Annotated in this window: 12 protein-coding genes; 7 read left to right on the top strand and 5 right to left on the bottom strand. The window is 72.2% G+C overall.

What is annotated here, in order from left to right; genetic code table 11:
- Positions 1-16 precede the first annotated feature (16 nt).
- On the top strand, positions 17-592 hold the full coding sequence (locus tag R9Z33_RS23845; RefSeq protein WP_318649074.1) for a peroxiredoxin: 576 nt from the start codon (positions 17-19) through the stop codon (positions 590-592).
- A gap of 147 nt (positions 593-739) precedes the next feature.
- A complete protein-coding gene (locus R9Z33_RS23840) occupies positions 740-1270 on the top strand; it encodes a carboxymuconolactone decarboxylase family protein (protein ID WP_318649073.1) in 531 nt (176 codons plus the stop codon).
- On the opposite strand, the gene R9Z33_RS23835 is transcribed toward R9Z33_RS23840, so the two are convergent.
- From R9Z33_RS23835 to tsaD, 4 genes are all read right to left on the bottom strand, one after another.
- The gene (locus R9Z33_RS23835) at positions 1267-2268 is read right to left on the bottom strand and encodes an aldo/keto reductase (RefSeq protein WP_318649072.1); all 1002 of its coding nucleotides are present in this window, start codon (positions 2266-2268) and stop codon (positions 1267-1269) included. The two genes, R9Z33_RS23840 and R9Z33_RS23835, sit on opposite strands and share 4 nt — an antisense overlap.
- Positions 2269-2279: 11 nt before the next feature.
- On the bottom strand, positions 2280-2930 hold the full coding sequence (locus tag R9Z33_RS23830; RefSeq protein ID WP_318649071.1) for a trimeric intracellular cation channel family protein: 651 nt from the start codon (positions 2928-2930) through the stop codon (positions 2280-2282).
- Positions 2930-4147 (bottom strand): MFS transporter, encoded by a 1218-nt coding sequence (locus tag R9Z33_RS23825; RefSeq protein WP_318649070.1) that lies wholly within the window; start codon positions 4145-4147, stop codon positions 2930-2932. The genes R9Z33_RS23830 and R9Z33_RS23825 overlap by 1 nt, the downstream gene beginning before the upstream one ends.
- Positions 4148-4209: 62 nt before the next feature.
- Positions 4210-5256, bottom strand: coding sequence for a tRNA (adenosine(37)-N6)-threonylcarbamoyltransferase complex transferase subunit TsaD (tsaD, locus tag R9Z33_RS23820; RefSeq protein ID WP_318649069.1), 1047 nt, complete (start codon positions 5254-5256; stop codon positions 4210-4212).
- Between the two features lie 25 nt (positions 5257-5281).
- Between tsaD and hemC the strand changes: the two genes are divergently transcribed.
- From hemC to R9Z33_RS23800, 4 genes are read left to right on the top strand one after another with little or no spacing between them, the layout of a single operon-like run.
- A complete protein-coding gene (gene hemC / locus R9Z33_RS23815; protein ID WP_318649068.1) occupies positions 5282-6286 on the top strand; it encodes a hydroxymethylbilane synthase in 1005 nt (334 codons plus the stop codon).
- 1 nt (position 6287) lies between these two features.
- Complete coding sequence (locus tag R9Z33_RS23810; RefSeq protein WP_318649067.1) at positions 6288-6989, top strand: uroporphyrinogen-III synthase; 702 nt, start codon at positions 6288-6290, stop codon at positions 6987-6989.
- A complete protein-coding gene (locus tag R9Z33_RS23805; RefSeq protein ID WP_318649066.1) occupies positions 6986-8140 on the top strand; it encodes a hypothetical protein in 1155 nt (384 codons plus the stop codon). Before R9Z33_RS23810 ends, R9Z33_RS23805 begins: the two co-directional genes overlap by 4 nt.
- A complete protein-coding gene (locus R9Z33_RS23800) occupies positions 8140-9390 on the top strand; it encodes a heme biosynthesis HemY N-terminal domain-containing protein (RefSeq protein ID WP_318649065.1) in 1251 nt (416 codons plus the stop codon). Before R9Z33_RS23805 ends, R9Z33_RS23800 begins: the two co-directional genes overlap by 1 nt.
- A gap of 181 nt (positions 9391-9571) precedes the next feature.
- On the opposite strand, the gene R9Z33_RS23795 is transcribed toward R9Z33_RS23800, so the two are convergent.
- Positions 9572-9844, bottom strand: a complete 273-nt coding sequence (locus tag R9Z33_RS23795) for an usg protein (RefSeq protein WP_318649064.1) — start codon at positions 9842-9844, stop codon at positions 9572-9574.
- A 292-nt stretch (positions 9845-10136) separates the two neighbouring features.
- Here R9Z33_RS23795 and groES point away from each other — a divergent pair, with 292 nt between their 5' ends.
- Positions 10137-10427 carry a co-chaperone GroES gene (groES, locus tag R9Z33_RS23790; RefSeq protein WP_318649063.1) on the top strand — a complete coding sequence of 97 codons (291 nt, stop codon included), beginning with the start codon at positions 10137-10139 and terminating at the stop codon, positions 10425-10427.
- The last annotated feature ends 17 nt before the right edge of the window (positions 10428-10444 follow it).

Below are 10444 nucleotides of genomic sequence, written 5' to 3'. Positions count from 1 at the left end.
CGCAGGAGATACCCCCATGCTGACCGTCGGCGACAAGTTCCCGAGCTTCGACCTCACCGCCGTGCAGGGCGGCCCCGAGGGCCTGAAGGGCCCGGGCAAGTCCTTCATCCAGGTCACCGACCAGAGCGATGCCGGCAAGTGGAAGGTCGTCTTTTTCTGGCCGAAGGACTTCACCTTCATCTGCCCGACCGAAATCGCCGCCTTCGGCAAGCTCCAGGGCGAGTTCAACGACCGTGACGCGGTGATCTACGGCGTCTCGACCGACAGCGAGTTCGTGCACCTCAACTGGCGCGTCCACAATGCCGACATCAAGGACCTCCCCTTCCCGATGCTGGCCGATGTGAAGCGTGAGCTGAGCACGGCGCTGGGCGTTCTCGACAAGGCCGCCGGCGTGCCGCTGCGCGTGACCTTCATCGTGGACCCCGAGGGCACGATCATGCACGTCTCGGTGAACGGCCTGAATGTCGGCCGGAACCCGCAGGAGACGCTGCGCATCCTCGACGCGCTGCAGACGGACGAGCTCTGCCCCTGCAACTGGACCAAGGGCGAAGAGGCCCTGAAGCCGGAAGAGCTCTTCGCCAAGGCGGCCTGAGTGATCTGTCGCTTGCCGCGGTAGCCGCCACACCAGCCCTATCGCGGCCAGCAAAAGGGGGGGCATGCAGCCCCCCTTTGGACCCCCCGATCGCTGCGCGACGGGGGCATTCCTTTCCCACAATCTGACCTGTTTGGAGCCCGCGTGATGTCGCTGGAAGCCCTGCGCAATGCCCTCCCCGAATACGCCAAGGACCAGAAGCTGAACCTCGGTTCGCTCGCGGCCGAACCCTCGCTCACCGTGCAGCAGCGCGCCGGCACCTTCATCGTCTCCGCCCTGGCCAGCCGCAACGCCACGGTGACGCGCGCCATCCTCGCCGAATTCGGCCCGCAGCTGAGCGCCGAGGCGCTCGCCGCCGCCAAGGGCGCGGCCTCCATCATGGGCATGAACAACATCTACTACCGCTTCACCCACCTGGTGGGCGGCGACTACCCCTCGATGCCGGCGAAGCTCCGCATGAACATCATGGCGAAGCCCGGCGTGGAGAAGGCGGATTTCGAGCTCTGGTCGCTCGCGGTGTCCGCCATCAATGGCTGCGGCATGTGCATGGAGAGCCATGAGAAGGTGGTGAAGCATGCCGGCCTGACCAGCGAGCAGGTGCAGGCCGCGGTCCGCATCGCCTCCGTCGTCCATGCGGCGGCGGTGACGATCGAAGCCGAGGAAGCGGCGGCGGCTTAAGCCGGCCGCCCCTCGATGCGATAGGCCGGGTCATTGTAGCCCGGCGTCGCGGCATGGCCCGGCGTGACCAGGCCGCTGATCACCGCCTCGTCCTCCGCCGTCCAGGGGCAGTCGAGGGCGGCGATGTAGTCGGCCAGTTGCGCCTCGGTACGCGGGCCGACGATGGCCCCGGTGATGATCGGATTCTTCAGCACCCATTGGATGGCGAGATGCGCGGAGGCCACGCCGCGCGCCGCCGCGTGCCGCGCCAGCTTCTGCGCCATGGCGATGGAGGCCGGGTGCCATTCCGCCTCCAGCATGCGCTTGTCGCCGCGGCCTGCACGGCTGTCCGGCGCGGGCGGCGCGTCGGGGTCGTATTTCGCGGTCAGCACGCCGCGCGCCAGCGGGCTGTAGGGGAAGACGCCCAGGCCGTAATGCGCCGAGACCGGCAGCACCTCCACCTCCGCCATGCGGTTCAGCGCGTGATAGAGTGGCTGGTTCACCATCGGCCGGTCCACGCCCAGCCGGTCGCAGGCCTCGCAGAGCGCCGCGATGCGCCAGGCCCGGAAATTGGAGAGGCCGAAGGCGCGGATCTTGCCCGCGCGGATCAGATCGCCCAGCGCCGCCACCGTCACCTCCAGCGGCGTGTCATGGTCCTCGCGGTGCAGGTAGAGGATGTCGATGTGATCGGTGCCGAGGCGCTTCAGGCTGCCCTCCACCGCGCGCATCATCCAGGCGCGGGAGAGGCCCTTTTCATTCGCGCCCGGGCCCATCGCATTGCCGAGCTTGGTTGCCAGCACCCAGTCATTCCGCGTGCCGGCCAGCGCCTGGCCCACCACCTCCTCCGAGGCGCCGCGCGAATAGACATCCGCCGTGTCGAGAAAGTTGAAGCCGGCCTCCTTGGCGGTAGCGATCATCCGGGCGCTGGTCGCGGCATCGGCCGGGCCGCCGAACATCATGGTTCCCAGGCAGAGCCGGCTGACGCGCATCCCGCTGCGGCCGAGCACACGATATTCCATGGCGTTTCCCTTCACCTGTCGGCTTCAGGATAGTCCCGGCCCGGACGCGCGCGATACCCCGGCAGGCTCCAGCCATAGCGCAGCGCGGCCGCGCGGATCAGGAAGCAGGTGAGCACGCCGGCCATGAAGGCGGGCTCGCGCCAGATGCCTTCCAGCCGCAGCAGGATGAAGACCGTGGCGCCGGCCGCTGCGGCCGTGACGTAGATCTCCTTCCGGAGGATGAGCGGGATCTCGTTGCAGATCACGTCGCGCGCGATGCCGCCGAAGGTCGCGGTGATGACGCCGAGGATGACCGCCGCCCAGGCATGCGCGCCCGCCAGCAGCGCGATCTCGGCGCCCAGCACGGCATAGATGGAAAGCCCCACCGCATCGGCCCAGAGCAGCGCGCGAAAGCGGTTCTGCACCAGATGCGCGATGAAGAAGACGAGGATCGCCGCCACCACCGCCACGGCGACGAGTTCCGGCGCCTTCAGCCAGGCGACGGGCGTGCGGCCCAGCAGCAGGTCCCGCAGCGTGCCGCCGCCGAAGCCGGTGACGACGGCGATGAGGATGAAGCCCACCGCATCCATCTGCTTGCGCGAGGCGACCAGCGCGCCCGAGATGGCGAAGACCGCGATGGCCGCGTGGTCGATCCAGTACAGCCAGGCGTCGAAGGCGGGCACTATTCGGCCGGCTGCACGCGCGGGGCGGCCACCGGCGCCATCGCCCGCGCGCTGCCGGCGCAGAGCAGCGAGAGCACGAGCAGGCTGGCCACCACCGGCAGCACAAGCCAGGTCAGGCCGAAATCGATCAGCAGCCCCATGGGCACCGGCATGAGCGCGGAGCCGAGCGGCAGGCCGGCGCTGACGAAGCCGAAGACCTTGCCGATCTCGCCGGGCGGGCAGGCTTCCTTCAGCATCACGTCGCGCGGCGTGCGCGAGGAGCCGAGGCAGAGGCCGGCCACCAGCGCCACCGGCGCCAGCAGCCATTCCGCCATGGGCAGGAAGCCGAGCGAGAGGATCAGGCCGGCGGCGCAGAGCGTCAGCACGCTGACGAAGCCGAGCAGGTTTCCGCCCTTCTTGTCGGCCCACCAGCCGCCCACCAGCGTGCCCCCCGTGGCACCCGCCATGTACCCGGTCAGCGCCAGCGAGGCGACGGCGATGGGCGTGCCCCAGAGCTTGCCCAGCACGGTGATGAGGAAGGCCGTCATGCCCGAGCCCGCCATGGCGGAGAGCAGGAAGAAGGCGAAGAAGGCGAGGATGGGCTTGCTGGTGAGCAGCCTGACGCCGCCCTCCTTCTTGGCCCCGCGTGCCTTGGGCTGGTCGCTCAGGATGCGCGACTGCCAGAGGATCAGGCCGACGACAGGCACGCCGAGCAGCCCGACCAGCAGCAACGCGCCGCGCCAATCCATCACCAGCAGCAGCAGCGCCACGACCGGGGGGGCGAGCGCGAAGCCGAGATTGCCGGTGAAGGTGTGCAGCGCGAAGGCGCGGCCCACGAATTCCTTGCGGATGGAGCCGGCGAGGATGGCGTAGTCCGCCGGATGGATCACCGAATTGCCGATGCCCGAGAGCACGGCCAGCACCAGGATCAGCCGGAAATCCTGCACGAAGGCCATGGCGCTGATGGAAAGCGCCATGAGCAGCGTGCCGCCCACCAGGAAGCGCCGCGCGCCATACTTGTCCACCAGGAAGCCCACGGGGGTCTGCAGCAGCGCCGTCGTGCCACTCATCAGCGCGAGCGAGGCGCCGAGCATCGCGAAGGAGACGTCGAATTCCGCGCGCCAGAGCAGGAAGATCGGCGGCAGGCAGAGCATGTAGAAGTGGCTGAGGAAGTGGCCCGTGCCGATCAGGGCGCAGATCTGATAGTCGCGGCGGGCGGAGAGGGTGGCTTCGCTCATCGGCGGAAACTGAGCGCGGCGGCGGGCCCCGTCAATGTGGCGCGTCAGGGTTTACGGCCATTTCATGCCTGGGGCGCAGGGGCCGGTGGCGCCAGATCGCCGAGCGGCCAGCGCGGGCGCGGGGCGAGGCCCAGGGCGTCCCGCTGCCCGGCGCGCAGCCGCTCCAGCCCGGCCCAGGCCACCATCACGGCGTTGTCGCCGCAGAGGCGCAGCGGCGGTGCCAGCAGGGGCAGGGGCGTGGCCTCGGCCAGCGCCGCGCGCACCGCCTGGTTGGCGGCGACCCCGCCTGCCACCACCAGCGCCGTCGCCTCGGGCAGCATCGCGGCGGCGTGGCGGGCGCGGTCGGCCAGCACGGCGGCCACCGCGGCCTGGAAGCTCGCCGCGATGTCCTCGCGCCGGTAGCCCTTGCCGACGGCCTGGGCGACCGCGGTCTTGAGGCCGGAGAAGGAGAAGTCGCAGCCCGGCCGGCGCAGCAGCGGGCGGGGCAGGGGCACGGCGCCGGCATCGCCGCCGGCCGCCAGCCGCTCCAGATGCGCGCCGCCGGGCCAGGGCAGGCCGAGCAGCTTGGCCGCCTTGTCGAAGGCCTCGCCCACCGCATCGTCCAGCGTGGTGCCGAGGCGGCGGTAGCGGCCGATCCCCTCCACCGCCACGCATTGGCAATGCCCGCCGGAGACCAGGATCAGCAGGAAGGGGTATGCGGGCGGCGTCTCGAACAGCCCGGGCATCCGCGCCGTCAGCGCATGCGCCTCCAGGTGGTTCACGCCGAGGAAGGGAATGCCCGCGCCCAGCGCCAGGCCCTTGCCCAGGCTGGCGCCGACGATGAGGCCGCCGATCAGCCCCGGCCCCGAGGTCGCCGCCACGGCGCCGAGGTCGCGCGGCGTGAGGCCCGCCTCCGCCAGCACGCCCTGCACCATGCCCGCGAGGCGCTGGAGATGCGCGCGGGCGGCGATTTCGGGCACCACGCCGCCGAAGCGCGCATGCTCGGCCGATTGGGTGAAGACCGCCTCGGCGAGGATTTGTCCGGTCCCATCCAGGAGGGCGGCGGCGGTCTCGTCGCAGCTGCTCTCGATTCCGAGGATCGGCAATGCATCAGGGCGGGTTTCGTTCATCACTCCCGCCCTATATGACGCGCCGATGTCTTCCGCCACGTCCGCCCCTCCCGCTCCCCAAGCGGCCAAGCACTCCCGCATGCGCGCCCTGCCGCTGCGCGTGGGCACGCGTGCCTCGCCGCTCGCGCTCTGGCAGACGCGGCACTTCCTCGAGATCATCACCGGCTTCTGTCCGGTGCTGCGCGGCGTGAACGCCTTCGAGGAGCACGCGATCGCGACCACGGGGGATCTGGTGCAGAACCGTCGCCTGGCGGAGATCGGCGGCAAGGGCCTCTTCGCCAAGGAGATCCATGAGGCGCTGCTGGACCGCCGGGTGGATTTCGCGGTGCATTCCCTGAAGGACCTGGAGACCGAGATGCCCGCCGGCATCGTTCTGGCCTGCACCCTGCGGCGCGAGGATGCGCGGGATGCGCTGGTGCTGGGCCCCGGCTGCGGCACGCCGGATCCGGCCGACCCCTATGCCTGCCTCCCCGCGGGCGCCGTGGTCGGCTCTTCCTCGCTGCGGCGGCAGTCGCAATTGCTGGCCGCGCGGCCGGACCTGAAGGTTGTGACCCTGCGCGGCAACGTCCAGACGCGGCTCGACCGCGTGGCGCGCGGCGAGGTGACGGCCACGCTTCTGGCGCTGGCCGGCCTGCGCCGCCTGGGGCTGGAGGATCGCGCGGCGGTGGTGCTGCCGCCCGAGGCGATGGTGCCGGCCGCCGGCCAGGGCATCGTCGGCATCACCACCCGCGCCGACGATGTCGAACTGCGCGAATTGCTCTCCGGCATCGAGGATCGCGAGGCGGCCGCCGTCTCCAAGGCCGAGCGCGCGCTGCTGGCGGCGCTGGACGGCTCCTGCCGCACGCCGATCGGCGGGCATGCGCGGCTGCTGCCGGATGGCACGCTGCGGCTGACCGGGCTGGTGGCGCGCGAGGATGGCAGCTTCCTGCTCAAGCGCGAGATCGAGGGCGCGGCGGAGGATGCGGCGCGGCTCGGCACCACGCTCGGCGAGGAATTGCGGGCGGACAGCCCGGCCGACATCTTCGGCTGAGATGACCGGGCACGTCCCCCGGGGCGTTCTCGTCACCCGGCCCGAGCCGGGCGCGGCCGAGACCGCCAGCCGCCTCGCTGCCCTGGGCTTCACGCCAGTCCTCGCGCCGGCGCTGCTGCTGACCCCCCGCCCGCTCGCCCCACCGGCCCATGCCCAGGCCCTGCTGCTGACCAGCCGCGCCGCCGCGCGTGCGCTCATCCCCTGGCCCATCCCCGTGCTGGCCGTCGGCGCCGCGACGGCGGAGGCGGCGCGCGCGGCGGGCTTCGCCGATGTGCGGGCGGCCGGCGGCGATGCGGCGGCGCTGGCGGAACTCTGCGCCGCGACGCTGCGCCCGGCGGAGGGCCCGCTGCTGCTGGCGGTGGGCGCGGCCTATTCGCTCGACCTCACGGCCCTGCTGCGGGCGCGGGGTTTCCGCGTGATCCGCCGCGTCGTCTATGCGGCGCGCGAGGCGCCTTCGCTGCCGGAGGCGGCGCGCGATGCCATCGCGGCCGGTCAGGTGTCACACGCCATGTTCTTCTCCCCGCGCAGCGCCGCGTGTAGCGTGGCGCTGCTCGCGGGCACCGGGCTTGGCGCGGCGCTCCAGGGCATCGAGGCGCTGGCCATCAGCCCGCGCGTGGCGGCGGCGCTGGAGACGGTGCGCTGGCGACGCATCCGCGTGGCGCGGCGGCCCGACCAGGACCATCTCTTGGAGTTGCTCCCATGACCCGCAAGCTCGATCCCGCCTGGGTGGCACTGCTGGGGGCGGGGCTGCTGCTGGTGCTGGCCATCCTCTGGTTGCTCGGCGGCCGCACGCCCCCCGCGCGCACGGATGCCCGCGTGGCGATGGCTGAGGCTGCCATTCAGCAACTCGCCGCGCGGCCCGTGGTGGAGCCGGTCGCCCTGGAAGCCGCACTGACCCGCCTGGCCGCCGCCGAGGCGACCATCCGCCTGCTCAGCGACCGTCCGGCGGGCGACCCGGTGGCGCTCGCCGCGCTGGAGCGGCAGGTCATGGCCAATCGCACGGCGGGCGAGGCCGCCCTGCAGGAGCGCATCGCCGCGCTGCAGACGGCGCTCGGCCAGCGCATCACCGAGGCGGCGGCAGCGGTGGAGGCGGCGGGTACCGCGCGGCTCGACCAGCGCGCGGCGGCGCTGGATGCGGCCGTCACGGGCCGCATGGCCGATGCTACGGCGCGGCGGGAGGCGGCGGAGCAGGCGCTCACCGCGCGCGTGGCGCATCTCGACCAGGCGCGCCTGGCGGGCGAGGCGAGCCTCGGCCAGCGCGTGACCAATCTGGAGACCGGGCTGTTGCAGCGGCTGGCCGCGCTGGAGGCGCTGGTCGCCCAGCGCGTGGCCGCGATCGAGGCGCTGGCGGCGCAACGCCTTGCCCCCGTCGAGCAGGCCCTGCAGCGTCTCTCCGCCGCCGAGGCACGGACCGAGCGGCTGGCGGCCATTGATGCCCTGCGCGCGCTGCTCGATGCCGGGCAGCCCCTGGCGCCGGCGCTGGCCCGGCTCGGCCAGCCCGCGCCGCCCGCCCTCGCGCGCTTCGCCACCAGCCCGCCACCGACCGAACCGGCGCTGCGCCTCGGTTTCGAGGAGGCGCTGCGCCAGGCGCGCGCCGCCGCGCAGGAGGGGACGCTGCCGCGGCTGAACAGCCTGCTCACCATCCGCCGGGGCGAGGAGGTGGTCTGGGGCGACGCGACCGAGGCCAATGTGGAACGCGCCCGGCGCGCGCTGGAGGCGGGCGATGTGGAGGGTGCGCTCGGGCATCTCGGCCGCCTGCCCGAGCCGCTGCGCCAGGGCATGCGCGCCTGGCTGGAGGAGGCCCAGGCCCTCGCCCAGGCGCGCTTCGCCCTGCGCGCCCTGGCCGGCGGCTGATGCGGCTGGTCCTCAAGCTGCTGCTGGTCCTGCTGGCGGGCTTCGCCGGCGTGATGGCGCTGATGGATCTCGGCGGCAGCGTCGAGATCCGCCATGGCGACCTCTGGATCGGGCTGCCGCTGGCCGCTGGCATCCTGGCCGCGGCGCTGGGCTTCCTGCTGCTGCACGCGCTGCTGCGCCTGTGGTCCTGGCTGCTGGCCTGGCCAGCGCGGCGCCGGCTGCGCCTGGAGCGGCAGCACCGGGCCGAGGGCGAATTGGCGCTGACCCGCGCCCTGGTGGCGCTGGCCGCCGGCCGGGCGGAGGCCGCGCGCATCGAGGTGACGCGCGCCCGCCGCCTGATGGGGGACAGCCCGCAGCTCCTGCTGCTGGCCGCCGAGGCCGCCCGCGCCGAGGGGGACGAGGCCGCCGCCACCGAGGCCTTCGAGGCCCTGGCGGCACAGCCCGAGGCACGCTTCCTGGGGCTGCGCGGCCTGCTGCGGCAAGCCGAGGCGCGGGGCGATTGGGACGCCGCGCGCGAGATTGCGGCCGAGGCGCAATCGGCCGAGCCCAGCGCCGAATGGCTGCGCGCCGAGCGTTCGGAGGTGGCGCGGCGCCGGCAGGATTGGGGCGAGGCGCTGGCATTCTCGGGCGCCGACGGGCCCCGCGCGGCGCTCAGCCTGGCGGCCGCCCTGCAGGAGAAGGACCCACTCCGCGCGGCCGAACTGGAGCGCCAGGCCTTCCTGGCCGAGCCGGGCTTCGCGCCGGGCGTGATCGCCCATGCCAGCCGGCTGCTGGACACCGGGCACCCGCGCCGGGCGCGCGGCGTGCTGCAGCAGGGCTGGAACGCCGCGCCGCATCCCGGCATCGCGGAATTGCTGCTGGGCCTGGACACGGACCGCATCCGCCGGGTGCGGCTGGTGGAGGAATTGACCCGCCACACCCCGGCCCATCCGGAGAGCCGGCTGTTGCGTGCGCGCATCGCCTTCGAGGCCGGGCTGACTGGCCGGGCGCGGCATGAGCTGAACCTCTGGCGCGAGACCGGCCAGGCCGACCGGCGCTGCTACGCCCTGCTGGGCGAGGTGGAGCGCGCCGAGCACGGGCCGGATGCGGCGCGCGAGCGCGAGGCGGGCTGGCTGCGCGAGGCGGCGGCCGCGCCGGTCGAGCCGGTCTGGCGCTGCGGGCATTGCGGGGCGGAGCATTCGGCGTGGAAGCCGCTTTGTGGGGCCTGCGGGACGGCGGGTGCGATCACCTGGAGCGGGGCCGCCCGCTAAGCCCCCAAGCTCGCCGAACACATCAGGTCAGGCCGAACCCTGACGAATCCGGCCGCACCGCGGCCGGCGCCGCCCAACTGCCCGTGCGGCCAAGCGCACCCGTCGCGCGGCGAAGCCAAGCGGCCGGAGGCCGCGCCCGGCGTCTGAGGGCGTCAAAAACTTCGCCCGGCGCTTGAGGGCATTAATGCAACAAAAACACCCCGTTCGCGTATTTCAGGTCCGCCGGGCGGATCAGCGCCGCGCTCGCGACTCGAACGGAATGCAGCGGCCCCTCGATCTCGCGCTTCCAGAAGTCGAGGAAGCGGGTGAGTTCGGGGAAACTCGGGGCCAGGTCGTGCTTTTGCCAGATGAAGGTCTGCAGGACGCCCGGGTGGTCGGGCATGTGGTAGAGGATTTCCGCGGTGGTGAGCCTCCAGTCCTTCTGGCGGACCATCGGGGAGAGTACATCCAGCATCAAGCAGCCTCCTTCGGGGTCGTTTTCCAACCCGCGGGACCGGCTGATCCTCCTGCCGGCCCGTCCGACGGGCTGGTCACGTCATGAGGCTGACATGATCGGAAGCGGCTTCGCCAGAAAAATCTTCTGTTGATTCAGCGGATTAGCACTCGCACTCAGAGAGTGCTGCCATCTGTCTTGACTCTGCCTGAGGCCAAGCCTAAGTCGCTGGCACTCCTCGCCAGTGAGTGCCAACAGGCGCCGCACGCGGGGAGGTTCCCATAGCCTGACTCATCAGGAGGAAAGAACCGACATGAAGTTCCGCCCCTTGCACGACCGCGTTCTCGTTCGCCGTATCACGGCCGAGGAAAAGACCGCGGGCGGCATCATCATCCCCGACACCGCCAAGGAGAAGCCGCAGGAAGGTGAAGTCCTGGCCGTCGGCGCCGGCACCGTGAATGAAGAGGGCAAGGTCCGCCCGCTCGACGTGAAGGCGGGTGACCGCATCCTGTTCGGCAAGTGGTCCGGCACCGAGGTGAAGGTCAACGGCGAAGAGCTGCTGATCATGAAGGAATCCGACGTGATGGGCATCGTCGAGGCCTAAAGGCCCGAACGACCATC

Origin of the sequence: Sediminicoccus rosea (assembly GCF_033547095.1) — a bacterium.
Taxonomy (GTDB): domain Bacteria; phylum Pseudomonadota; class Alphaproteobacteria; order Acetobacterales; family Acetobacteraceae; genus Roseococcus; species Roseococcus rosea.
The sequence above is the reverse complement of the archived record's forward strand: the minus strand, read 5'-3'. Positions and strand labels throughout refer to the sequence as shown.

Bases quoted from the DNA above. Each gene is read 5' to 3' on its own strand.
- R9Z33_RS23825 (WP_318649070.1), bottom strand. From the start codon at position 4,147: ATGAGCGAAGCCACCCTCTCCGCCCGCCGCGACTATCAGATCTGCGCC.
- R9Z33_RS23845 (WP_318649074.1), top strand. From the start codon at position 17: ATGCTGACCGTCGGCGACAAGTTCCCGAGCTTCGACCTCACCGCCGTG.
- groES (WP_318649063.1), top strand. From the start codon at position 10,137: ATGAAGTTCCGCCCCTTGCACGACCGCGTTCTCGTTCGCCGTATCACG.
- R9Z33_RS23840 (WP_318649073.1), top strand. From the start codon at position 740: ATGTCGCTGGAAGCCCTGCGCAATGCCCTCCCCGAATACGCCAAGGAC.
- R9Z33_RS23800 (WP_318649065.1), top strand. From the start codon at position 8,140: ATGCGGCTGGTCCTCAAGCTGCTGCTGGTCCTGCTGGCGGGCTTCGCC.
- R9Z33_RS23795 (WP_318649064.1), bottom strand. From the start codon at position 9,844: ATGCTGGATGTACTCTCCCCGATGGTCCGCCAGAAGGACTGGAGGCTC.
- hemC (WP_318649068.1), top strand. From the start codon at position 5,282: ATGTCTTCCGCCACGTCCGCCCCTCCCGCTCCCCAAGCGGCCAAGCAC.
- R9Z33_RS23835 (WP_318649072.1), bottom strand. From the start codon at position 2,268: ATGGAATATCGTGTGCTCGGCCGCAGCGGGATGCGCGTCAGCCGGCTC.
- tsaD (WP_318649069.1), bottom strand. From the start codon at position 5,256: ATGAACGAAACCCGCCCTGATGCATTGCCGATCCTCGGAATCGAGAGC.
- R9Z33_RS23805 (WP_318649066.1), top strand. From the start codon at position 6,986: ATGACCCGCAAGCTCGATCCCGCCTGGGTGGCACTGCTGGGGGCGGGG.
- R9Z33_RS23810 (WP_318649067.1), top strand. From the start codon at position 6,288: ATGACCGGGCACGTCCCCCGGGGCGTTCTCGTCACCCGGCCCGAGCCG.